The organism is Luteococcus peritonei, assembly GCF_039526385.1.
Taxonomy (GTDB): Bacteria; Actinomycetota; Actinomycetes; order Propionibacteriales; family Propionibacteriaceae; genus Luteococcus; species Luteococcus peritonei.
The window spans coordinates 187,037-209,781 of the sequence record NZ_BAAAIX010000016.1 but is presented as its reverse complement, the minus strand read 5'-3'; the positions used below and the strand labels follow the sequence as shown (position 1 = coordinate 209,781).

Below are 22,745 nucleotides of genomic sequence, written 5' to 3'. Positions count from 1 at the left end.
TGAGTCCCGACAAAAAACCAGAAAAACTGGCAATCATCAAAAATACTCAAAGAAACCATAACCACCACAACACAAACCCACCACAAAGGCAGATCCATGAAGACAATGGCCACGGGTAAAAATTGGCATTGACCATAAAGCACGCTGTTGAGTTCTCAAGTTTCGGGTGCGACCCGCGCCCACATCCCTCGACGTGTGCTTGGGGCAACTCGATCAATCTTACCGGGCTTTCTGCGCCATTTCAAATCGGCGTTTCCGGCCTGGCTTGGAGAAACACATTGCTGTGTTTTCCCCGTTTCGTCACCTTGCGGCAACTCATTCTACTTTAGTGATCCGCATCGTCGGCGTCAAACCGGCGATCCTGACCGCTTCGGACGCACCGGTCCCCTCAGAATCGAGGTGGTTTGGTGTGCCGGCTCCAATCGCTGCTGCGATTTCGGCTTGAGAAGCTTAGCAGCTCTTGCGAGCCTCTGCCACTTGCGCCGATCGGTTCTGTGGGACCGAGGTCCGTCGTTCCGAGAGCTGGATCAGGATACACACATCTGGGTCGCAATTGCACATCCGCACGGCCAGATTCGAACGCATCGGCTCCTTGACCTTGCCAGAGGCGAATCAGGCGGTTCGAGCTGCGCCATCGCGCGCGCTGCCCGGCTCGGGGCGCGCCGCGATGTCCCGCTCCAGCAGGGTGCGCATCCGGTCCTCCTGCTCACCGGACTCCCACGCGATCTCGTCGAAGGCCTTGCGCGCCTCGTCCACGACGTGCTGCCACCCCGTGCTGCTGATCAGTCCGAGAGCCAGGGCCCGGTTCGCCGCACCCACGTAGGTGTCGTGGAACCAGATGCGGTGCTCGGCGTGCCCGCGTCGTTCCTCCTCGGGGGTGTCGACCACGTCGTGGATGAAGACGGCGTCCACCACGTCGGGGTGCAGCTCCCACAGCCGCTCCCCCACCTTCACGTCGCCCTGGCCCGAGTCACCCATGAAGGTCATCCGGTACTCGGGGAACAGGCGTACGTAGTGGTCGATGTTCTCCATCTTCTTGCCGGCCATCCGGTCCAGCGTGACCAGGCTGAACAGGCTGCCCGACATCACCGACAGGTCCGCGATGCCAGCCTTCTTGAGGCTCTCGCGGGAGTGGTTCTCCACCGGGCCGAAGAAGTCCATCGGTCGGGCGGTGACGAAGGTCAGGTCGCCCACGCTCTTCGGGTCGTCGTGCGGCCCCTGGTCCAGCGCCTCCTGGAAGGCCAGCACCCCGGGGTACATGGTCCCCTTCGGGTAGCGCTTGTCGTGGAGCTTGCAGAAGACGGTGTCATCGATGTCGGAGAGCACCTTCGCCTCGGTCACCGGCTCGTCGGGCACTGACTCGGCGAAGTGCGCCAGCAGCTCCTCGCGCACCTGCTCGTCGTCGATGTCGACGAAGACCAGCCCCTCCAGGTCGTGGTGGTCGTTGCGCAGGTTGAGGAGGTTCTTGAGGTGGGTGAGCTCCTCACCCCGCAGCTCCCGCACCAGGGACAGGATGACCTGCTCGTCCTTCGAGGAGGTCCGGCCCACCTGCAGGCCGTGGATCAGGTTCGCGCAGGACTGCAGGTCGAGCTCGCCACGTCGCTCCACGGCGAGCAGGCTGACCAGGGCCTCGTGGTTCCGGGCGCCGAGCAGATGGTCGTCGAGGGCCTCGAAGAGGCGCTCGGCCAGTTCGTCGTCGCCCATCAAGGCGTTGAGCTGCTCGGTGGGCAACTCCTGCAGCAGCGTCAGGATGCGCAGCTCCGCCTCCTGGTCGGTGTGGTCGGCGAGCAGGTCACGGACCAGGCTCAGGTCTGCGGTCATCGGGTCTTTCCTTCCGGAGTGTTCACCAGCAGGGATCTGGGGTGGACGGACAGCGTGGCCTCCACCACCGGGCCGAAGACGTCGCCGTCGAGCTGCAGCTCGGTGGGCTCGTCGGGCACCAGGCGGACGCGACGCGCGTCGTGGTGGACCAGACAGGGGCTCTCCGCCCGGCGACGCGCACCCGCCAGGGCGATCGGGAACCACTGCCGCAGCCGGGTGACCCGCACCTCCATCACGTCGAGCAGTCCGTCGTCGAGCTCTCGTGCGGGAAAGATGCTGATGCCCATGGGGATGCGGGGGGCATTGCCCACCAGACAGCTCCACAGCGCCCGCGGCAGCGCCGGCTGGTCGTCGAGCTGGACCAGCATCCTCACCGGTCTGCGCACCAGGTGCCGGCTGCCCGACTCGAAGTAGGCCAACCAGCCCAGACGACGCTTGAGACCGGGACGGGTGGCCGCGACGGTGAGGGCGTCATTGCCCAGCCCGGCCAGCACCAGGAAGAGGTGTTCGCGCGAGTCCTGGGTGGGAAGGGACTCGGTGCGGAAGCAGGCCACGCCCAGGTCCAACCGACGCGGGCTGCCGAACATGGCCACCCCGACAGCCGCCTCCAGCCGGCGGGGAGACAGCCCCAGGTTGCGCGCGAAGATGTTGGCCGTGCCCAGCGGGACGATCCCGATGGCGGTCTGCGTGCCACGCAGGCGCTCCGCAACGGCCCGCACGGTGCCGTCCCCACCGCCCACCACGACCAGGTCTGCGCCCAGCTCCAGCGCCTGCTCTGCCTGGCTGCCGCCGAAGTCGAATTCGGTGGTGGGCAGGTGGCGCCAGGCGGGCCAGCCGTGCTCGCGCGCCAACCGGTCGAGCAGCTCGACGGTGCGGGCATGACCGCGCGCCACCGGGTTCAGGATGGCCACCGGCCGCGCCGGGGCCGGACGGGTCGCGCTCACCGCAGCAGACCCTGCTGCAGCAGCCGGGCGATCGGCTCGTCGGCCTCCAGCCAGACCAGCGCGTCGAGGTCGACCGGAGCCACCCAGCTCAGCTCGTCATGGCTGTCACCGGGCAGGGGTTCACCGGCCACCAGGCTGGCGAAGAAGACGCGCAGCTCCAGCTCGTCGTTGATCGGCCAGGCCCCGTCGACGCTCTCGAACTCGGCGTGCACCTGGATCCGGCAGCCCAGCTCCTCGTGCACCTCGCGCTCCAGGGCCTGCTGCGGGCTCTCCCCTGGCTCGACCTTCCCGCCCGGGAACTCCCACTGCAGGGCCAGCTCGGCGGGGCGGTTGCGGCGGGCAGCGAGCACACGACGATCGTCGTCGACGATGATCGCGCCCACCACCAGCCGCGGGCTCATGCCGTCGTCTCCTGCTTGGCGGCACGGGCCGCAGCCTTGACCGCCTTCTTGGTCTCGCGCACCTTGAGCAGGGAGGCCTCGTCGGTGATGTCGGCCACGGAGCGGAAGCCGGGCTCGCCGAACTCCCCCGCCGCCTGCTGCCACCCCGAGGCCTGCAGGCCGCGGCGCTTGCCGAGCAGGGCCAGGAAGATCCGGGCCTTCTGGTCACCGAAGCCGGGCAGCTTCTTGAGCCGGGCCAGCACCTGGCGCCCGTCGCCGTCCGCCCAGAGGTTCGCGGCCCGGCCGTCGTACTCCTCGGTCAGCACGGTGCACAGCTGGTGCAGCCGCGCCCCCATCGAGCCGGGGAAACGGTGCACGGCCGGCTTGCGGGCGCACAGCTCCACGAAGTCCGCCTCGTCCATCGCGGCGATCGCCTCGACGTCGAAACGGCCGCCCATCCGCTCCGCGATCACCGCGGGGCCGGCGAAGGCCTTCTCCATCGAGATCTGCTGGTCCAGGCACATGCCGGCCAGCAGGGCGTTGTCGTCGCTGGCCAGCAGCTCGTCGGCCGTCTCGTCGCCGATGAGGTGGAAGTCGGTCATGCGCCACACCCTACTTACTCGAACAGGACGTACTCGGGCACCGGCTTGAGGCCCATCACCTCGGCCGGGGTCATCAGCCGCCCGCCGGTCTGCACATCCTCCTGGTAGAAGAGCTTGAAGCCGGCATGAACGAAGGCCGGCATGGTCTTGACCACGTTCTGGTAGGTGTCGATCTTGGCCCCGGGACCCCCGATGCCGTCCACGGACTTGATCATCACCACGCCCTTGGCCGGCTTGAGCGCCTTCTCGTTGCGCACCACGCCCGGGTTGAGCTGGTGGAAGACCATCACCTTCTCCGGCAGGCCGTGCTCGGCCACCAGGTCCGAGACCCAGGCCGCTGTCTCGTTCAGCTCCTGCGCGGTGACGTGGCCGAAGGTCTTCATCGGCACCTCCCCGGGGCCCATCCGCCACTCCGGGTCCAGCGCCAGGCCGACGTCGGGCTGGGTGAGCCACTTCTCGAAGGCCTTGACCTCCACCGGGAAGCTGCTGCGACCCGGCTGGATGTTGAGCAGCAGCATGGCCTTGTGCTTGCGCGCCACGGTCAGCCACTCCTGGATGACGGCGTCGTCGGTACGGCTGCGGTACATGCCGTCCTTGCCCGCGGAGCCGTGCACCGTGGTGGCGATCAGCTCCATGATGGGCATGATCTTGCGGCCCTTCGCGTACGGGGCGGCCCGCTTCTCCATCTCGATGACACGCTCGTCGAGGTCTCCGATGCCCAACCGACCCTGGCCCGGCGCGCCGGGCTGGCCGGAGTAGCCGAACAGGCGGTAGCTGGGGAACAACGTCCGTCCGCCTCGAGGCAGCTCGAGCTGCGGGGTGGGCGTGGGCGTCGGGCTGGCGGCAGAGCCCGCCGCGCCGCTCGCGGAGGCGGTGCTGGTGGAGGTGGCCGAGGTGGTCTTGTCCTCACCGGAGCAGGCCACCAGGCCGGCTGCCAGTGAGGCACCCAGCAGGGCTCGTCGGGTCATCGGAGTGGGGTGGGTCCAGGACATGCGCGCCACGCTACCGAGAACCGGCCCAGCCCCAGGAATCCGCCGCGATCCGTTCTCCGGTGGCAGAACGACACGCGCCCCGCAGGCACCCGGACGGGCACCTGCGGGGCGATGAATGCGCGTTGCTGCTGGGATCAGAAGTTGATCATGTGGCCGACGACACCCTCGGCGGCCTCCTTGATGGCCTCCGAGAGGGTGGGGTGGGCGTGCACGGTGCGACCGATCTCGTCGGCGCGCAGCTCGTACTGCTGGGCGAGCACCAGCTCGGGCAGCAGCTCGGTGACATCAGGGCCGATCATGTGGGCGCCGAGGATCTCATTGGTCTTGGCGTCCGCCACGATCTTCACGAAGCCGACGCCCTCGCCCAGGCCCCAGGCCTTGCCGTTGGCGGAGAAGGGGAACTTGCCCACCTTGACCTCGAAGCCCTTGTCCTTGGCCTGCTGCTCGGAGTATCCCATCGAGCCCACCTGCGGCTGGCAGTAGGTGGCGCGCGGGATCCAGTCGTAGTTGACCTGGAAGGTCTCCTCGCCGGCCAGGGTCTCGGCGGCGACGACGCCCTGGGCCTCGGCGACGTGGGCCAGCATCATCTTGCCGGTGCAGTCGCCGATGGCGTAGATGCCCTCGACATTGGTGCGCATGTAGTCGTCGATCGCGATGGCGCCGCGGTCGGTGAGCTGGACGCCGGTCTTGTCCAGGCCGTAGCCCTCGGTGCGCGGGGCGAAGCCCATCGCCTGCAGGAACTTGTCGGCCTCCAGCACCTGGGCCTCGCCACCCTTGGCGGGCTCGACGGTGACCTTGACGCCGGAGCCGGTGTCCTCGACGGTCTTCACGGCGGTGCCGGGCATCACCTTGATGCCGAGCTTCTTGTACTGCTTGGACAGCTCGGCGGAGATGTCCTTGTCCTCGGCCGGGACCATGCGGTCCAGGTACTCGACGATGGTGACGTCGACGCCGTAGGAGTTCAGGACATAGGCGAACTCGGTGCCGATGGCGCCGGAGCCGCCGATGATGATGCTCTTGGGCAGCTGGTCGGCCAGGATCGTCTCCTTGTAGGTGACGACGTTCTGGCTCACCTCGGTGCCGGGCAGCAGCTTGGTGGTGGCACCGGCGGCGATGATGCAGTTGTCGAAGGTGACGTCCTCGGTGGAGCCGTCGTCCTTGGTGACCTGGATGGTCTTGGCATCGGTGAAGGTGCCCCAGCCGGAGAACTCCTGGATCTTGTTCTTCTTCATCAGGAAGTGGATGCCCTTGACCATGCGGTCGCTCACCTGGCGGGAGCGGGTGAAGGCCTTGCCGTAGTCGGCGGTCATCTCACCGGACAGGCCGAAGGTGTCGGCCTCCTTGGTCACGATGTGCACGATCTCCGCGTTGCGGAGCAGCGACTTGGTGGGGATGCACCCCACGTTCAGGCAGACGCCACCCCAGTACTCCTTCTCGATGATGGCGGTCTTCTTGCCCAGCTGGGCGGCGCGAATGGCAGCCACGTACCCACCAGGGCCGGCGCCAAGGACAACAACGTCGAAATGTGCACTCATGGCGTCCACTCTAGGGCACCCCGGGAGCTCACCCGATGACCAGGACCGGCACCGCGGCGGAGGCCGGAACGGCCCGCCCGTGCACCGGTCCGCGGGGCCCCTGGACGCGGGTCGGCAGCGTCGCCGAACAGCAGGCGGTCGGCAAGGGCGTCACCGCCTTGGACTGATGACACTTGAGGGCAATTCTCACGTGCCACTCAGGCTTCTGGGCCATGGATATCTCAACTGTGAGTTATGTTGGGATGGTGACTGAAACCACACCCGCCTCCATCGGCCGCCTGATCCGTGACGCCCGCAAGCAGCGTGGACTGACCCAGAACCAGCTCGCCGAGGTGCTCAACACCTCGCAGAGCGCGATCCACCGGATCGAGGCCGGCAACCAGAACCTGAGCCTGGACATGATCAACCGCATCGCGGAGGCGCTGGAGTCGCCGCTGATCACCCCGGCCACCAGCGGCACCATGAACTTCCGGATCCAGGGCGGCACCAAGCTGGCCGGCTCCATCGAGGTGCGCTCCAGCAAGAATGCCGCCGTCGCCCTGCTGTGCGGCAGCCTGATCAACCGCGGCAAGACCGTGCTGCGCGGCATCGCCCGCATCGAGGAGGTCAACCGCCTGCTGGAGGTGCTGACCAGCATCGGGGTGCAGGCCACCTGGAACGAGGACCGCACCGACCTGACGCTGCAGCGCCCGGCCGAGCTGGACCTGGATGCCATGGATGTCACCGCGGCCCGCCGCACCCGCAGCATCATCATGTTCATGGGCCCGCTGCTGCAGCAGTACAAGGACTTCCGGCTCCCCTACGCGGGCGGCTGCAACCTGGGTGCCCGCACCATCGAGCCCCACCTGCAGGTGCTGCGCCCCTTCGGTCTCGAGGTGGAGGCCACCGAGGGCTACTACCAGGCCAACGTCGACGACGAGTCGGTGGCCGAGGTGCGACGCATCACGCTGACCGAGCGCGGCGACACCGTCACCGAGAACGCGCTGCTGGCCGCCGCCCAGACCCCCGGCACCACCATCCTGCGCAATGCCTCGCCGAACTACATGGTCCAGGACGTCTGCGTCTTCCTGCAGATGCTGGGCGTGGAGATCGAGGGCATCGGCACCACGACCCTGAAGGTGACCGGCCTGGAGCAGATCGACCGCGACGTCGAGTACCACATCTCCGAGGACCCGATCGAGGCGATGAGCCTGCTCACCGCCGCCATCGTGACCGAGAGCGAGATGACCATCACCCGCTGCCCGATCGAATTCCTGGAAATCGAGCTGGCGGTGCTCACCGAGATGGGTCTGAAGTACACGCTGAGCGAGGAGTACACCAGCCGCAACGGCTACACCCGCCTGGTGGACCTCACCGTGCACCCCTCCCAGCTCAAGGCGGCGCAGGACAAGATCCACCCGCTGCCCTTCCCCGGCCTGAACATCGACAACCTGCCCTTCTTCGCCGTGATCGCCGCGGTGGCCGAGGGCTCGACGATGATCCACGACTGGGTCTACGAGAACCGCGCCATCCATCTGCTGGAGCTCAACAAGCTGGGCGCCAACTGCCAGCTGCTGGATCCGCACCGCCTGATCGTGGGCGGACCCACCCGCTGGCGCGGACGCGACATCGTCTGCCCGCCGGCCCTGCGTCCCGCGGTCTGTCTGCTGCTGGCGGCGCTCGCCGCGCGCGGCGAGACCGTGCTGCGCGATGTCTACGTGATCAACCGCGGCTACGAGGACCTGCCGATGCGCCTGAACCGTCTGGGTGCGCGCATCGACGTCTTCCACGAGTGAGCCGCAGGCGCGTCACAGGCTGAAGGTCTCCACCAGCCGGGTGCCGCCCGACTCGTACCAGACCAGGTCCACCCGGTCTGCGACCACGAGCACGGGCAGCACCCGGCTGGTGGCTGTTCGGACCCAGTCCTCGTCGATCCCCGGGCCGACGGCGTCCAGCGTGACGTGAGGACGCACCGGGAACTCGCCACGGTAGGGCAGGACCTCGGGGAACTCGCGGCGCAGCACGGCGGTGAGGCCGCGCGCCCCGTCGTCGGGCTCGGGGACGGCGTGGATGATCCCGTTGGGAAAGGTGTCCAGACGACGCAGCCAGAAGCGCACCGGGCCGTGGCCCTGCAGCGCCCGACGCACGCGCTCGGAAGCAGGCAGCACGTCGAAGGGGCCCAGCAGGGTCAGATGGGCATGGACGAAGCTCTCCCCCGCCGGTCCCGGCTGGCCCAGGAAGGAGGGGTCGTAGTGGGATGTTCCACCGCGGACGAAGTCCTCCAGCGGCGGCACCGGCAGCTGCAGCACGCCGTGCCCGCGCCAGCCGGGCATCTCAGCCGATCTGCGTCGCGCTGAAGCGGTGGCTGGGCGTGACCAGCTCCTGCTGTGCCTCCACCAGCGCCAGCTCGCTGCGCCCCAGGTCTGCGGTGGCCCGCAGCACGCTGTAGACCACCGAGGCGGTCTGGGCCATGGCCTGCGCCGCGCTCTCGCCGCGCAGCAGGCCCGCGAGGAACATGGCGGCGGTCAGGTCTCCCGTTCCGGTGAAGTAGCCCTCGATCAGTGGGGTCTCCACCTGCCAGGCGCCCGCCTGGTCGACGACCACCATGCGCAGCACGTCGTCGGGCAGGTCCGGCGTGGTCACCGAGGTGACCATGACCGTGCCCGGCCCCCGACGGCGCAACTGCTGGGCGGCCTCGACCACCTCGGCGAGGCTGGCGGGGCTGCGGCCGGTGAGGAAGTCCAGCTCGAACAGGTTGGGAGTCAGCACATCGGCCTGCGGGACCACCTGGTCCCGCAGGAATTCCGGGATGCCGGGCAGGCAGTAGAAGCCGGTGGCGGTGTCGCCCATCACCGGGTCGCAGCAGTAGATCGCCCGCGGGTTGCGACGCCGCAGCAGCGCCAGGGTGTCCAGGATCACCTCGCCCATCCGCGCGTCGCCCTGGTAGCCGGTGAGCAGGGCGTCGGCCTGGCCCAGGAAGCCGCGGTCGTCGATCCCCTGCACCACCTCACGCACCTGGTCGGCCGGCAGCACCGGACCCCGCCAGGCGCCGTAGCCGGTGTGGTTGCTGAAGGTGACGGTGTGCACCGGCCACACCTCCACCCCCACCCGCTGCAGCGGGAAGACGGCGGCGGAGTTGCCGACGTGACCGTAGGCGACGTGGGACTGGACGGACAGGATGCTCACCCGCGCCATTCTGCCAGCCGACCGCACGCCCTCCGGGGAGGCACCGACCCCCGACCAGGGGAGGAGGTGGGATCCGCCTGTGGTCGCTTGGGAGGCCGACACCGGCTCTGGCACTCTGGTGCGCATGCACAACGAGCGTCACCAGGGCGAGCAGGTTCTGGACGAACCTGCCGGGGACGGATTCCCCGCCGACCTGGCCTCCGACGTGGAGCCCCGCCCGCACCTGCTGCGCACCGCGCAGGACGGTGACCGGTGGGCCTGGCGTGCCCGGATCCGGAGCAGCCCGGTGGCGCTGTTCTGGTACCGGATCGGCGTGGGTCTGGTCGGCGGCCTGCTGATGGTGGCCTCGGTGCTGACCGGATGGCTGCCCGGCCCCGGGGGCATCCCGCTGTTCATGCTGGGCCTGCTGGTGCTGTCCAGCGAGTTCAGCTGGGCGCACGGGGTGATGATGTGGTTCAAGAAGTGGCTCGACTGGTTCCAGAACTGGCCGCTGCCCGCCCGACGTGCCTTCTGGACCTTCGTGGTGGTGTGCATCCTGGCCACCTGGTACGCGATGGCCGCCTGGCACGGCCTGCCGGACTGGCTGCCCGAGGCCCTCGCCGCGCAGCTCGACCGCCTCCCCCTCGTGGAGCGCTGAGCCGCAAGCGGCCCACTAGGGTGGGCGCCATGCGTGCCCGTGACTTCGCCTACTTCGACCAGCCCTTCATCCCGCTGGCCCACCGCGGAGGCTCACTGCTGGAGGGCAACCAGGGCCGCGAGAACACCTTGGAGGCCTTCGGACGGGCCGTCGAGCTGGGCTACCGCTACCTGGAGACCGACGTGCACGCCACGCGCGACGGCCACCTGGTGGCCTTCCACGACGACCGGCTGGACCGCGTGAGCGACCGCACCGGCCTGATCGCCGAGCTCAGCCTGGCGGAGGTACGCAGCGCCCGGGTGGGCGGAGATGCCATCATCCCCACCCTCGACGAGGTGCTGGAGCGGTTCGGCCAGGCGCGCCTGAACATCGACATCAAGGCGCCGGGAGCCGTGGAGCCGCTGGCCCGCACGCTGGCTGACCACGGCGCCGAGGACCGGGTCTGTGTCGGTTCCTTCGGCGAGGACCGGCTGCGGCGCTTCCGACACCTCACGGGGGGCCGGGTGGCGACCTCCGCCGGCCCGGTGGGTGTGGCCTGGACCGCGCGGGTCCCGCTGCTCCCCCGCCTGCTGGCCAGCCCCGCGGTGGCCTTCCAGGTGCCGGAGGAGCACGTGGTGCGGGGACGACGGGTCAAGATTCTGACGCCATTCCTGCTGTCATCGGCGCACCGTCGTGGCAAGGTGGTGCATGTCTGGACCGTGAACGATGCGGACCGGATGGACGGACTGATCGACCAGGGCGTGGACGGGATCGTCACCGATGCCGTGGACGTGCTGCGTGGGGTGCTGGAGCGGCGGGGGATGTGGCCCCGGGGTCACCGCGAGCCGACCTCCCCGCAGCTCTGAGCCGACGTCGGCGGGGGAACAATCCAGCAGCAGCATTCGTTGTCAGTGGTGGATGGGGCAATCGCCCACGCCATCACCGGCGGGGGTTCACCGATCCGGGGCGAGAAGGAGGAAGAGGCATGGCAGATCGTGCACTGCGCGGCATGGGACTGGGAGCCAAGAGCTTCGAGGACGAGGAGGGCATCGAGTTCGCCGCCCGCCAGACCGTCGGCTTCGACTGCGCGAAGGAGCACCACTTCGAGGTGACCTTCGCCATGGAGGCCGAGCTCCCCGCCGAGTGGGAGTGCCCGCGCTGCGGCTCGCAGAGCCTGCGCAGCGACGGCACCCAGCCCGCGGAGAAGGTCACCAAGCCGCAGCGCACCCACTGGGACATGCTGCGCGAGCGTCGCAGCATCAAGGAGCTGGAGGTTCTCCTGGAGGAGCGCCTGGAGCTGCTGCGCAAGGACCAGTGACGGCTCGCGGGCCCGACGGCACCGCAGAGGACAGGCCCCCGACCATCACGGTCGGGGGCCTGTTCCGTCTGGGGGCCGGTGGTGCACTGCTCAGAGCACGGTGCCGGTGATCGCCGGCGGCTCGCCGCCATCCTGGTCGCGGCGCTGCTCGGGGCGCGACCCGGGGGCGGGCTCGTCGACGACCTGGCCGGGCACCGTGGCCCCGGGATCGCTGCGGGCCCGCAGCAGATCCATCTCGACGCCGGTGCGGGCCACCTGCCGGGCGGCGAAGAAGCCGACCACCGAGCGGGCCAGCGGCCTGGTGAAGGGCAGCAGGAAGATGAAGCCGAACAGGTCGGTGAAGAATCCCGGCAGCATCAGCAGCACCCCGCCGACCAGGATCAGGGCGGCGTCGGTGAGCTCCGCGGCCGGCATCCGGCCCGAGCCAAGGGTCTGCTTCAGCGCGGTCCACGCGCGGCTGCCCTCGCGGCGCATCAGCCAGGCGCCGAAGGCGGCCTCCACCACCAGGATCGCGATGGTGGGCAGGGCCCCGATCCAGTTCCCGACCTTGAGCAGCAGCCAGAGCTCCAGCAGGGGCAGGGCCACCAGGAGCGCCACCAGCACCGGCAGCGCCCACTGGTTGCGTCGCCGCGTGCCGGGGGCAGGTGCGGCAGACATGGCTCAGTCCTTCTTCTGCTCGCGGGCCTCGGTGACCTTGCGGCCCACCGTCTCCGCAGCCTGACGGGCCACCGGCTCGGCCTTCTCACGGGCGCCGAGGGCCAGGTTCTTGAGCTGGTTGGCCCGGTGCTCCGCGCCCCACAGCGTGGTGCGGATCAGGGCCTCGGTGACGATGTCCTTGCTCATCTTCGACTCGCCGCGCTCCCGCTCGATGAACTCGATCGGCACCTCGACGATCTTCAGGCCGGCCTTGTCGACACGCCAGGCCAGATCCAGCTGGAAGCAGTAGCCGGCGCTGGCGATCTCGTCCAGGTCGATGGCGCGCAGCGTGGAGGCACGGAAGGCGTTGAAGCCGCCGGTGATGTCCTTGACCTTCATGCCGGTGCACATCCGGGTCCACAGGCTGCCGCCGCGGCTGATCAGCAGCCGGCTGGTGGGCCAGTTCACCACCGAACCGCCCTTGACGTAACGCGAGCCCTTCACCATGTCGGCGTCCTCGAGCGCCTCCAGCAGGCTGGGCAGCTGCTCGGGCTGGTGCGAGCCGTCGGCGTCGTGCTCGACGAGCACGTCGTAGCCGTGGTCCAGGCCCCAGTGGAAGCCGGCCAGGTAGGCGGCACCCAGGCCCTGCTTGCCCTTGCGGTGCATCACGTGGACGTGCTCGGGATGCTGTTCGTGCAGCCGGTCGGCGATCTCGCCGGTGCCGTCGGGCGAGTTGTCGTCGGCCACCAGCACATGGGCGTCGGGGACGGCCCTGCGGAGGCGGTTGACGATGTTCTCGATGTTCTCGGCCTCGTTGTAGGTGGGAATGACCACCAGCACCTTGTCGAGCGATTCGGTGCGATCCACCATGATGTCCCCCATCGACTGTTCCCCGCCCGGATGTGTGCGGTCAGTCCATGCTACCCAGTGCGCCGGGTCCGACCTGCGGCGGCACGGGCCAGGGCCAGGACGACCAGGGCCACAGCGGCCAGGGAGGCCACCAGCTCGATCGCCGGCCCGGTCTGCACCGCCGGGGTGCGGCCCTCGCGGGTGGGCACGGTGAAGGTCTGCGCAGCTGCGGTGCCCTCCCGGGTGGCGCCGCTGACGCTGCCGTCGGCGTGGACCAGCCCGGACAGCGAGTTGGTGGTGGAGACGACGATCTCGCGGCGCAGCTCCATGGCACGGGCCCTGGTGATGGCGAACTGCTGTTGCGGCTGCCCGGTGCCGGTGTAGGTGCCGTTGTTGGACTGCACCACCAGCAGCTGGGCGCCGTTGGTCACGGTCTCGTGGACGGTGCGGTCCCAGGCCAGCTCGAAGCAGATGATGTCGCCGATCCGCAGCTCGCGCCCCCGGCCGTCGGCGCCCAACCGCACGTCGAGCACGCCCGGGCCGGTGCCCGGCACGGACTGTGCGCCCACCTGCTCCAGCACCGGCAGCACAGGCAGCAACTGCGCGCGCAGCGGGATCCATTCCCCGAAGGGCACCAGGTTGCGCTTGTCATAGCGGGCGGTGGTGGTGCCGTCGGCCAGCCACCACAGGGCGCTGGTCTGCCGCTCGTCGGCGCCCGGGCCCTCCATCACGGCGCCCACCAGGATGGGCAGGGCGCTGATCGCGCTCGCCCGTCGCACCAGGTCGCGGGTCTGGGCATCGCGGGTGGGGTCGATGTCGGTGGAGTTCTCCGGCCAGAGCACGAAGTCCGGCACCGGGTCGATGCCGGTGCGGGCCCGCGCCATCAGCGTGACGGTCTGGCTGACGTGGTTCTGGGTCACCGAGCGGGCATAGCCCATCGCCTCCGGGCCGGCGGAGCCGTCGACATTGCCCTGCACCATCCCGACGTTCACCGTCCCGGTGGCGCGGCCGGGGCCGATTGCACGCCCGACCAGCGCTCCCCCCAGCAGCAGCACCATCACCAGGCCGAGCGCCAGCAGCCGCTGGGCTCGGGCCAGGGCCGGCTGCAGCAGCACCAGCAGCAGCCCGGAGCACAGCGCGACCAGCCAGGACACGCCCCCCACGCCGAGCAGCGGCAGCCAGCCGGCCAGTGGGGAGTCCACCTGGGTGTAGCCCAGCCTCATCCAGCCGAACCCGCCGAAGGGGATGCGGGAGGCGCCGAATTCGGCCAGCGACCAGCCGCAGGCCACCAGGGCGGCGCGGGCCAGCGGCGAGCGGGTGAAGCGTGCCGCGGCGACGCTCACCAGGCCCACCAGGCCCTGCCACAGCGCCATCAGGCAGAGCAGCGGGGGCACCACATACCAGCCGATCACCGCCACCCAGGACAGCGAGACCAGCCCGAGGCCCAGACCGAAGATCCAGCCCAGTGAGAAGCCACGGCGCAGCGGCACCGCGCGCGCCCCGTCGGCCGAGGCGTGCTCGCCACGCAGCACCAGCCAGCCGAGCGCGGCCAGGGCCGGGAAGACGAGCTGCCACAGCGCGGTGGGCTGCCAGGCCAGGCCGGCCAGGCCACCGAGCAGCAGGGCCAGGGCGCGCTCGCCCCAGCTCGCGCTGCGCTCAGCTGGTCGGCGCATCGAGCATCGGGCGATCCTTGAAGATCGTGGTCAGCACGACGGTGGTGACCGTCGTGACATTGGCCTCGGTGCGGATCCGGGTGAGCAGCGCGTCCAGCTCGGCGGGGGTCCCCACCTGCACCATCAGCAGGTAGGAGGCGTCGCCGGCCACCGAGAAGCAGGAGGTGATCTCCGGCAGCGAGGTGAGCTTTCCGGGGGTGGCCTCGTCGGCACTGGGATCCAGCGGACGGATCGAGATGAAGGCCGTCAGGTTGCGGCCCAGCGCCTCCGGGTCGATCGTGGCGTGGTAGCCGGCGATGATGCCGCGCTGCTCCAGGCGTCGGACCCTCTGCTGGGCGGCCGAGGTGGACAGCCCTGTCTCGCGGCCGATGTCGGTATAGGACATCCGCCCATCGCGCGCCAACAGCGCCAAGATTTGTTGGTCAGTGCTCTCCATGGGGCAATCGTGACACTATTTGGTGGTGAATGGCTCACCGCTCATGATTTTTGATACCGCATCGATGTACTTCCGTGCTTTCTACGGTGTGCCCTCCTCGGTGCGAGCCCCCGACGGCAGCCCGGTGAATGCGGTGCGCGGTCTGCTCGACGCGATGACCCGGCTGGTGGAGCAGTACCGCCCCGGTTCGTTGGCCTGCGCCTGGGACAACGACTGGCGCCCGGCCTGGCGGGTGGAGCTGGTGCCCAGCTACAAGACCCACCGGGTGGCCGGCCAGCAGGAGCAGGCCACGGAGGCCGCAGAGGTGGTGGGCGCCGGGGCGCTGGCCGCCACCGGAGGGCTCGCGGAGGAGTCGCCTGAGGGCCTTGGTCCGCAGGTGCTGGTGATCCGCGAGGTGCTCGACGCCCTGGGGATCGCCGTGGTGGGCCGTGACCACCACGAGGCCGACGACGTGATCGGCTCGCTGGCCACCCAGTTCGGCGGCGAGAGCCTGGTGGTGACCGGCGACCGTGACCTCTTCCAGCTGGCCGACGAGAGCACCCGGATCATCTACATCGGCAAGGGTGTGGCCAAGCACGACCTGGTGGACCCCGCCTGGGTGGAGCAGAAGTACGGCGTGCCGGCCTCCAGCTACGTGGACTTCGCGGTACTGCGCGGCGACCCCTCCGACGGGCTGCCGGGTGTGAAGGGCATCGGCGACAAGTCCGCCGCCCAGCTGGTGGCGAAGTACGCCGATCTGGAGGGCATGGTGCAGGCCGCAGCGGATCCGGCCTCGACGATGAGCCCCTCGCTGCGCTCCAAGCTGGCCGGCCAGGTGGACTATCTGGGCCGCGCCCGCACCGTGGTGCAGGTGGTGCGCGACCTGGAGCTTCCGGAGCTGGGCGACGGCAGCCTGCTGCTGGGCCCGCAGCGGATGGACACCGACCGGCTGGAGGCGCTCGGCGAGCGCTGGGGCCTGGGCTCCTCGCTGGAGCGGATCACCGCCGCGCTCGCCCACTGAGCCGGACGCACGACGGCCCCGGATCCTGCCGCACGGGCAGGTCCGGGGCTGTCGTCGCGGTCAGGCGCGCTCGGCCAGGGCACGCACCCAGCGGTAGAGCGCGAGCACCAGCAGCACGAACAGGATCATGCCCAGCCACTCGGCGGTGCCGGCGAAGCCCTTGCCGACCACGGCCAGCGGACTGTCGTTGCCGGTGGCCGCCACGACGCCAGCGAACAGGACGCCGAACAGGCTCTCGCCCACGATCAGGCCGGTGGCCAGCAGCACGCCGGTGCGGCGGGCCCGGGCGGGATCGCTGGTGCGATCCGCCCAGCGGTCGTGGAACATGCCCAGCAGCGCGCCCAGCGGGATCATCAGGGTGAGGTTGATCGGCAGGTACATGCCCATGCCGACGGCCAGCGGCGGGAGCTGGCGTCGACCCTTGCTGGTGCGGCGCAGCAGCTCGTCGACGACCACCACGGCGACGCCGATCAGGGCGCCCAGGCCGATCAGGTTCCAGTCCAGGCCGCCACCCAGCACGCCCTTGGCCAGGGCGGAGATCAGCGAGGCCTGCGGGGCCGACAGCGCGTCGGGGCCCGCGCCGGGGGCGCCGGCGAAGCCGAAGGAGTGGTTCATCACCGAGAGGATCGGCGGGATGATGGCGGAGCCGAAGCCGACGCCGATCACCAGCGCCACCTGCTGCTTCCAGGGGGTGGCACCCACCAGCTGGCCGGTCTTCAGGTCCTGCAGGTTGTCATTGCTGATGGTGGCGACGCCGAAGACGATCGCGGTGGTGAACAGGGTGTAGCCCACCAGCGCGGCAGTGGTGTCACCGCTGGAGGCGCCGTGCACCGCCTTGATCAGCAGGGCGGCCAGGATGGAGACGATGATGCCCACACCGGAGATGGGCGAGTTGGAGGCGCCAATCAGGCCGGCCATGTAGCCGCAGACCGAGGCCACGAACAGCCCCACCAGCAGGATGAAGAGCACCGAGGTGGCCACCAGGCCGGCGGCCGAGCCCTGCAGCGGGGTGCCGCGGGTGAACAGCCACAGCAGCGCACCGATCGGCACCATGGAGGCCAGCGTGGTGCCGGCCACCACCTTCATGGACAGGTCGCGTTCCTCGACGGCGACCTCGAGGCCGTCGTGGCGGGCGCGCGAGGAGGCCAGCGAGTCGCTGATCCCCTTCAGGATGGGGCCGATCACCTTCAGCAGGGTCCACAGCGCGGCCACCGCCATGGTGCCGGCGCCGATCATGCGCACCTGCTTGCTGAAGACGCCCTGCACCGCGTCCAGCAGGGCGCCGTCGATCGGCACGCCCTGGCTGCGCAGCGGCAGGATGACGCCGAAGCTGATCAGCAGGCCCACCACCATGGCGATGCCCACGCCGATCCCTACCAGGTGGCCCACGCCGATCAGCGCCAGCGAGAGGGAGGTCCCCAGCCAGGTGCCGCCGGTGCCGATCCGCACCGCCTTGTCGACGCCCTCGGCGACCAGCTTGAGCTTGCCCAGCAGCATGAAGCCGAAGGCGGACAGGCCGGCCACCGTGATGGCGCGCAGGCCGCGGGCGTTCTCCGCGGCGCCGCCGGCGGAGTCACCCACGCGCAGCACCTCGGCCGCGGCCACGCCCTCCGGGTAGGGAAGGTCGGAACCGGTGACCAGCGCGCGGCGCAGCGGGATGGAGTACATGACGCCCAGCACGCCGCCCAGGAAGCAGACCGCCGCGGTGGTCCAGTAGGGGAAGCCGGTCCAGTAGCCCAGCATCACCAGGCCGGGCAGGACGAAGATGATGGCGCTCAGCGTGCCGGCCGCCGAGGCGATGGTCTGCACGATGTTGTTCTCGGCCAGGGTGTGGTCCGCGACGAAGCGCAGCACGGCCATGGAGATCACGGCGGCCGGGATGGAGGTGGCGAAGGTCAGGCCCACCTTGAGGCCCAGGTAGACGTTCGCGGCGGTGAAGACCAGGGTGATGACGCCGCCCAGCAGGACGGCGCGCAGCGTGAGCTCGCGCACCGGGGTGCGGGCGGCCACGGGTTCGGACACGGGAGGACCTTTCGTCGACATCGGTGCTCGACGTCGCGCAGCCCGTGCTGCGGCGACCGGGGGAACGGCCGACGGCGTCGATGTGCCCCGGCGCGGGCGGCGCGCGGTCACGCGACCGGTACGCCCGACCGGCGGGGGCGCCGACGAGGCTACTCCCCCGTCGGCGGCGCCACCCAATCCGGCGCCGGCTCAGCGGCCGGGAGCGCGCAGCACGTAGACCGCGGCACCGGCGGTGAGATTGGCCGCCCGCTCCCCCAGACGACTGCGCCGACCCTGTTCGTCGAGGGCGATCTTCTGCTCCACGAGCAGGCCCCGTTCATCGAACAGTTCCTCCAGGTCCACCAGCGTGGCGTGGTGCAGGTTGGGGGTGTCGTACCAGGTGAAGGGCAGGTCGCGGGAGCGTGGCATGTGGCCGGTGAGCAGCCGCAGCCGGTGGCGCCACAGCCCGAAGTTGGGCATGGAGACCACCATCCGCGGCGCGATCCGGGCCATTTCGTCCAGCACGTGCTGGGGGTGCAGGACGGCCTGCAGGGTGCGGGAGAGCACCACCACGTCGTAGGAGTCGTCGGCGAACTCGTCGAGCTGGTTGTCCAGGTCAAGCTCGATCACCGGCACCCCGCGCCAGATGGCGCGCAGCACCTCGGCCGGGTCCTTCTCCACGCCGGTGCCGGTGCATCCCCGCTCCCGGGAGAGCACGTCGAGCAGCTCGCCGGAGCCACAGCCCAGGTCGAGCACCCGGGAGCCCCGCGGCACCAGGTCGGCCACCAGCTGCAGGTCGGCGCGCAGACCCAGCGCCGCGGCGGTGGCGCCGTGGGAGGCGGTACTGCGGGGGGCGCTCATCGTCGACCTCCGGTGTGGGTGCCGGCGTGCACGTGCGGGTGCTGCGCCGAGGGGTTGGTGAGGAAGGCGCGCACGGTCTCGAGGTAGACCGGGACGTCGAGCAGGAAGGAGTCGTGGCCCCAGGGCGAGCGGATGTCGCGGAAGGTGACGCGCAGCCCGGCACGCTCCAGCTGGCGCACGATGCGCCGCGAGTGGTCGGTGGAGAAGCGCCAGTCGGAGTCGAAGCTCACCACCAGGTAGCTCACCGGGTGCTCGACCACCTGCTGCAGCGCGTCGGGGGCGCTGAACGGGTCGAAGTAGTCCATCACCCGGGTCAGGTAGAGGTAGCTCAGCGCGTCGAAGCGGGACAGGAAGGCGGTGCCCTGGTGGTCAAGGTAGCTCTCCACGGCGAAGTCGACGCCGAAGCCGGGGCTGGTGCCGGGGTTCTGGGGACGTCGGCCGAACTTCTCGGTGAAGCCCTCCTCGGAGGTGTAGGTGATGTGGGCCATCATCCGGGCGATGGCCAGCCCGACGTCGGGGCTGGTGCCCTGTTCGGCGAACTGGCCGTGGTGGAAGTCCTCGTCGCGCATGATGGCGCGTCGGCCGACCGCGCTGAAGGCGATGTTCTGGGCGGTGAGTCGGCTGGAGGAGGCGATCACCACGGCATGGCACATGTCGGTGGGATGGCGCAGCGACCAGTCGAGGGCCTGCATGCCCCCCATCGAGCCGCCCACCACCGCGTGCCAGCGCTTCACCCCGAGTTGGCGTCCCAGCTCGCGGTGCACCTCGACGAAGTCGCTGATGTCGAGCAGCGGGAAGTCCAGGCCCCAGGCGCGGCCGGTGGCGGGATTGGTGGAGCTGGGGCCGGTGGTGCCCGAGCAGCCGCCCAGCAGGTTGCTGCAGACCACGAAGAAGCGGTTGGTGTCGATCGGCTTGCCCGGCCCGATCATGGTGTCCCACCAGCCGGGGTGGCGGTCCCCCTCGTGCCAGCCGGCGGCATGGGCGTCGCCGGTCAGGGCATGGCAGATGTAGACCGCATTGGTGCCCTCCTCGTCCAGCTCGCCGTAGGTCTCGTAGGCGACGGTGACCGGACCCAGCTCCGCCCCGCCGGCCAGCCGCAGGGGCTGATCGGCGGAGAAGAGCTCGGCGGTGAGGGTGGTGGTGAGGCCGAGCTGGCGGGGGGCCTGGCTCACCGGGCGCCCTCCTGGCGGGTCCGTGCCAGCGCCTGGTCCAGGTCGGCCAGCAGGTCGTCGACGTTCTCGATGCCGACGCTGAGGCGCACCATCTCGCCCGGCACGCCCGCGGCCACCAGTTCGTCGGCGGTGAGCTGGGAGTGGGTGGTGGTGGCGTTGTGGATCACCAGGCTCTTGGTGTCGCCGATGTTGGCCAGGTGGCTGAACAGCTCCAGGGAGTCGACGAAGGTGCCGCCCGCCTCGCGTCCGGCCTTCAGGCCGAAGGAGACGATGCCGCCGTGGCCGTGGCCGGTGAGCACCCGGTCGGCGACGGCCTTGTGGGGGCTGGACTCCAGGCCGGGGTAGTTCACCCAGGCCACGTCGGGGTGCTGCTCCAGGTGCTGGGCGATGGCCAGCGCATTGGTCGAGTGGCGCTCCATGCGCAGGTGCAGGGTCTCCATGCCCTGCAGGAAGAGCCAGGAGTTCATCGGGGTCTGCGTGGCGCCGGTGTTGCGCAGCAGCACGGTGCGCGCCCGGGTGATGTAGGCGGCGGCGCCGGCGGCCTCGGTCCAGACCACCTCGTGGTAGGCGTGGTCGGGGCCGGTGAGGTTGGCGAAGCGCTCGGCGTGCGCGCTCCAGTCGAAGCGGCCGGCGTCGACGATCACGCCGCCGATGGCGGTGCCGTGGCCGCCCAGGTACTTGGTGGCGGAGTGCACCACCACGTCGACGCCGTGGTCGAAGGGACGGCACAGGTACGGGCTGGGCACGGTGTTGTCGACGATCACCGGAAGCCCCAGGGCGTGCGCGGCCTCGCTCCAGGCGTCGAGGTCCATCACGTTCAGGCTGGGATTGCCCATCGACTCGCCGAAGACCAGCTTGGTGCGCTCGTCCACCACGCCGGCCAGGGCCGCAGGGTCCGAGGGGTCGACGAAGCGGGTCTCGATGCCGAACTGCGGCAAGGTGTGGGCGAACAGGGCGTAGGTGCCGCCGTAGAGGGTGGACAGCGCGACGATGTTGTCGCCGGCGGCCGCGAGGTTCAGCACGGCATAGGTGACGGCCGCTGCGCCGGAGGCGGTGGCCAGCGCCCCGATGCCGCCCTCCAGGGCGGTGATCCGCTCCTCGAAGACGCTGGTGGTGGGGTTCATGATCCGGGCGTAGATGTTGCCCGGCTCGGCCAGCGAGAACAGGTTGGCGGCGTGCTCGGTGCTGTCGAAGGTGAAGGCGGCCGTCTGGTAGATCGGCACGGCGCGGGCCTTCGTCGTCGGGTCGGAGGTCTCCTGTCCGGCCTGGACGGCGAGGGTCTCGGGACGCAGGGTGCTGCTCATGGGGCCTCTTCCTGTGCGGGTGTTCTTGCTGGTCAGGCTAGTTGGTGCGGCGTCGGCCCGGCTCGCCCGGCCAGCATGCGGCGCGGATCGGCGGCGGACGCCGCCGCGGACCAGGCTGTTCGAGGATCGCGGATGTCGCTACCGTTGGTCCGTCCCCCGCGCACGGCAGCGCGAGGTGCTCGACTCCTGGAGGTCCCGTCCCGTGAAGCAGCCCACCGACCAGGCCGGTTTCGGCCTCGACCTGCCACTGACCGCGCAGGGGCGGGTCGACGGGCGCAGCGCCCGCAAGGTGGAGACTCGGCGGCGCATCATCACCGCCGCCAGCGAGCTGTTCGCCGAGCAGGGCTACACCGGCACCTCGATGGACCAGATCGCCGAGGCCGCCGGGGTGAGCAAGGGCACCATCTTCTACAACTACAAGAACAAGTCGGAGCTGTTCGAGCAGCTGATCCGCGCGGCCGCGCTCACCATCGCCGAGGAGATGGAGCGGGCCCGGGCAGGGCTGCGGGGCTGGGAGGCGCTGAACGCCGCCACCTGGGCCGTGGTCAAGGCGGTCTCGGTGGCGCCCGCCCCGGCGCAGATCGTGGTCACCGAGCTCTTCCGCACCCAACGCACCTGGGCCGCTTCGCTGGACGAGTCCCGCCGCATCCTGATGCGCCCGATGGTGGAGATCTTCGGCGAACTGGCCGAGGACCGCCATGCCGTCACCGGCACCACGCTGCTGCCCTCCGACCAGCTGCCGAACGTGGCGATGTCGGTGCTCGGTGCCCTGGTGGTGGCCACCCTGGACCGGCTGGCCTTCAGCCCGGAGCGTCCGCTGGAGGCGGTGCACCAGGTGCTGATGCAGGCGATCAGCGGCGTGCGGGTCTGAGTCAGGCCTTGTCGCCCTCGAAGAGCTGGCGGTAGCGCTCCTTCACCACACTCCAGCCGTGCTCCTGGGCGTCCTGGCCGACGCAGCGGCCGGTCTCCAGGCCTCGCAGCCGTCGCTCCAGCACCACCAGGCAGACGTGCCATCCTCCCGCCATGTCGGCCGCCAGCTGCGCATCGCGCAGCTCGTGCACCAGGTTGAGCTGCGTGCCCTCGCCCGAGGGCGCCAGCTGCCAGGTGAGGACCTCGGGGCCCCAGCGGTGCTCCAGGGCCCACGGCGCGCGCACGTCGCCGACCTCCGCATCGACCGCCTCTGCCCCGGGCTGCTCGCTGCTGGTGGCGGGGCCGCGGCTGGTCAGGGGCCGGTCGGGCACCACCGGGGACCACTGCTGCAGCAGCTCGGGCTCGGTGATCCAGCGCCACAGGTCGGCCTGTCCGGTGGGCAGCGCCACGGTGAGGGTCAGCACCCCCTGGTGGAGCCGGGCGGGGGTGAGTGCCTGCGTGACGGCCTGGGCCAGTTCCTCGTCGTGTGCCATGGGCGGTATTCCACCACAGCCGGGGCGGGCCGCTGGA

Annotated in this window: 23 protein-coding genes; 6 read left to right on the top strand and 17 right to left on the bottom strand. The window is 70.1% G+C overall.

What is annotated here, in order from left to right; all coding sequences use genetic code 11:
* Positions 1-612: 612 nt before the first annotated feature.
* From ABD073_RS08220 to lpdA, 6 genes are all read right to left on the bottom strand, one after another.
* The gene (locus ABD073_RS08220) at positions 613-1,821 is read right to left on the bottom strand and encodes a phosphatase domain-containing protein (protein WP_343873547.1); all 1,209 of its coding nucleotides are present in this window, start codon (positions 1,819-1,821) and stop codon (positions 613-615) included.
* A complete protein-coding gene (locus ABD073_RS08215; RefSeq protein ID WP_343873546.1) occupies positions 1,818-2,765 on the bottom strand; it encodes a diacylglycerol/lipid kinase family protein in 948 nt (315 codons plus the stop codon). The genes ABD073_RS08220 and ABD073_RS08215 overlap by 4 nt, the downstream gene beginning before the upstream one ends.
* Positions 2,762-3,166, bottom strand: a complete 405-nt coding sequence (locus ABD073_RS08210; RefSeq protein WP_343873545.1) for a (deoxy)nucleoside triphosphate pyrophosphohydrolase — start codon at positions 3,164-3,166, stop codon at positions 2,762-2,764. The genes ABD073_RS08215 and ABD073_RS08210 overlap by 4 nt, the downstream gene beginning before the upstream one ends.
* On the bottom strand, positions 3,163-3,747 hold the full coding sequence (locus tag ABD073_RS08205; protein WP_343873544.1) for an HhH-GPD-type base excision DNA repair protein: 585 nt from the start codon (positions 3,745-3,747) through the stop codon (positions 3,163-3,165). The genes ABD073_RS08210 and ABD073_RS08205 overlap by 4 nt, the downstream gene beginning before the upstream one ends.
* Positions 3,748-3,761: 14 nt before the next feature.
* On the bottom strand, positions 3,762-4,739 hold the full coding sequence (locus ABD073_RS08200) for a hypothetical protein (RefSeq protein ID WP_343873543.1): 978 nt from the start codon (positions 4,737-4,739) through the stop codon (positions 3,762-3,764).
* A gap of 134 nt (positions 4,740-4,873) precedes the next feature.
* Positions 4,874-6,274: a dihydrolipoyl dehydrogenase gene (lpdA, locus tag ABD073_RS08195; protein WP_343873542.1), complete on the bottom strand. Its 1,401-nt coding sequence runs from the start codon at positions 6,272-6,274 to the stop codon at positions 4,874-4,876.
* 245 nt (positions 6,275-6,519) lie between these two features.
* Between lpdA and ABD073_RS08190 the strand changes: the two genes are divergently transcribed.
* Positions 6,520-8,049, top strand: a complete 1,530-nt coding sequence (locus ABD073_RS08190; protein WP_343873541.1) for a helix-turn-helix domain-containing protein — start codon at positions 6,520-6,522, stop codon at positions 8,047-8,049.
* A gap of 12 nt (positions 8,050-8,061) precedes the next feature.
* Here ABD073_RS08190 and ABD073_RS08185 read toward each other — a convergent pair whose 3' ends face one another.
* Together ABD073_RS08185 and pdxY are read right to left on the bottom strand one after the other, a co-directional pair.
* On the bottom strand, positions 8,062-8,586 hold the full coding sequence (locus ABD073_RS08185; RefSeq protein ID WP_343873540.1) for a 2'-5' RNA ligase family protein: 525 nt from the start codon (positions 8,584-8,586) through the stop codon (positions 8,062-8,064).
* Between the two features lies 1 nt (position 8,587).
* On the bottom strand, positions 8,588-9,448 hold the full coding sequence (gene pdxY, locus ABD073_RS08180; RefSeq protein WP_343873538.1) for a pyridoxal kinase PdxY: 861 nt from the start codon (positions 9,446-9,448) through the stop codon (positions 8,588-8,590).
* Positions 9,449-9,563: 115 nt separating this feature from the next.
* Between pdxY and ABD073_RS08175 the strand changes: the two genes are divergently transcribed.
* The 3 genes from ABD073_RS08175 to ABD073_RS08165 all read left to right on the top strand — a co-directional run bounded on the left by ABD073_RS08175 (position 9,564) and on the right by ABD073_RS08165 (position 11,373).
* Complete coding sequence (locus ABD073_RS08175; protein ID WP_343873537.1) at positions 9,564-10,076, top strand: PGPGW domain-containing protein; 513 nt, start codon at positions 9,564-9,566, stop codon at positions 10,074-10,076.
* Between the two features lie 29 nt (positions 10,077-10,105).
* Positions 10,106-10,921 carry a glycerophosphodiester phosphodiesterase family protein gene (locus tag ABD073_RS08170; RefSeq protein ID WP_343873535.1) on the top strand — a complete coding sequence of 272 codons (816 nt, stop codon included), beginning with the start codon at positions 10,106-10,108 and terminating at the stop codon, positions 10,919-10,921.
* A gap of 119 nt (positions 10,922-11,040) precedes the next feature.
* A complete protein-coding gene (locus ABD073_RS08165; RefSeq protein WP_343873533.1) occupies positions 11,041-11,373 on the top strand; it encodes an RNA polymerase-binding protein RbpA in 333 nt (110 codons plus the stop codon).
* A gap of 90 nt (positions 11,374-11,463) precedes the next feature.
* On the opposite strand, the gene ABD073_RS08160 is transcribed toward ABD073_RS08165, so the two are convergent.
* From ABD073_RS08160 to ABD073_RS08145, 4 genes are read right to left on the bottom strand one after another with little or no spacing between them, the layout of a single operon-like run.
* Positions 11,464-12,030 (bottom strand): FxsA family protein, encoded by a 567-nt coding sequence (locus ABD073_RS08160; RefSeq protein ID WP_343873531.1) that lies wholly within the window; start codon positions 12,028-12,030, stop codon positions 11,464-11,466.
* A 3-nt stretch (positions 12,031-12,033) separates the two neighbouring features.
* Positions 12,034-12,879, bottom strand: coding sequence for a polyprenol monophosphomannose synthase (locus ABD073_RS08155; protein WP_343873529.1), 846 nt, complete (start codon positions 12,877-12,879; stop codon positions 12,034-12,036).
* Positions 12,880-12,929: 50 nt separating this feature from the next.
* Positions 12,930-14,531: an apolipoprotein N-acyltransferase gene (gene lnt / locus ABD073_RS08150; protein WP_343873527.1), complete on the bottom strand. Its 1,602-nt coding sequence runs from the start codon at positions 14,529-14,531 to the stop codon at positions 12,930-12,932.
* The gene (locus tag ABD073_RS08145; RefSeq protein ID WP_343873526.1) at positions 14,515-14,967 is read right to left on the bottom strand and encodes an Lrp/AsnC family transcriptional regulator; all 453 of its coding nucleotides are present in this window, start codon (positions 14,965-14,967) and stop codon (positions 14,515-14,517) included. Before ABD073_RS08145 ends, lnt begins: the two co-directional genes overlap by 17 nt.
* Before the next feature lie 43 nt (positions 14,968-15,010).
* Here ABD073_RS08145 and ABD073_RS08140 point away from each other — a divergent pair, with 43 nt between their 5' ends.
* Positions 15,011-15,967 (top strand): 5'-3' exonuclease, encoded by a 957-nt coding sequence (locus tag ABD073_RS08140; RefSeq protein ID WP_343873524.1) that lies wholly within the window; start codon positions 15,011-15,013, stop codon positions 15,965-15,967.
* Between the two features lie 60 nt (positions 15,968-16,027).
* On the opposite strand, the gene ABD073_RS08135 is transcribed toward ABD073_RS08140, so the two are convergent.
* The 4 genes from ABD073_RS08135 to ABD073_RS08120 form a co-directional block, all read right to left on the bottom strand.
* The gene (locus ABD073_RS08135) at positions 16,028-17,989 is read right to left on the bottom strand and encodes an OPT family oligopeptide transporter (protein WP_343873523.1); all 1,962 of its coding nucleotides are present in this window, start codon (positions 17,987-17,989) and stop codon (positions 16,028-16,030) included.
* Positions 17,990-18,178: 189 nt separating this feature from the next.
* Entirely contained in the window at positions 18,179-18,829 is a 651-nt protein-coding gene (gene metW, locus ABD073_RS08130) for a methionine biosynthesis protein MetW (protein WP_343873521.1), read from the bottom strand.
* Positions 18,826-20,001 carry a homoserine O-acetyltransferase MetX gene (gene metX, locus ABD073_RS08125; protein WP_343873519.1) on the bottom strand — a complete coding sequence of 392 codons (1,176 nt, stop codon included), beginning with the start codon at positions 19,999-20,001 and terminating at the stop codon, positions 18,826-18,828. Before metX ends, metW begins: the two co-directional genes overlap by 4 nt.
* Positions 19,998-21,305: an O-acetylhomoserine aminocarboxypropyltransferase/cysteine synthase family protein gene (locus ABD073_RS08120; RefSeq protein ID WP_343873518.1), complete on the bottom strand. Its 1,308-nt coding sequence runs from the start codon at positions 21,303-21,305 to the stop codon at positions 19,998-20,000. Before ABD073_RS08120 ends, metX begins: the two co-directional genes overlap by 4 nt.
* A 202-nt stretch (positions 21,306-21,507) precedes the next feature.
* On the opposite strand from ABD073_RS08120, the gene ABD073_RS08115 reads away from it, so the two are divergent.
* The gene (locus ABD073_RS08115) at positions 21,508-22,176 is read left to right on the top strand and encodes a TetR/AcrR family transcriptional regulator (protein ID WP_343873517.1); all 669 of its coding nucleotides are present in this window, start codon (positions 21,508-21,510) and stop codon (positions 22,174-22,176) included.
* Position 22,177: 1 nt separating this feature from the next.
* Here the strand turns inward: ABD073_RS08115 and ABD073_RS08110 are convergent, their stop codons facing one another.
* The gene (locus ABD073_RS08110) at positions 22,178-22,708 is read right to left on the bottom strand and encodes an SRPBCC domain-containing protein (protein WP_343873516.1); all 531 of its coding nucleotides are present in this window, start codon (positions 22,706-22,708) and stop codon (positions 22,178-22,180) included.
* Positions 22,709-22,745 lie beyond the last annotated feature (37 nt).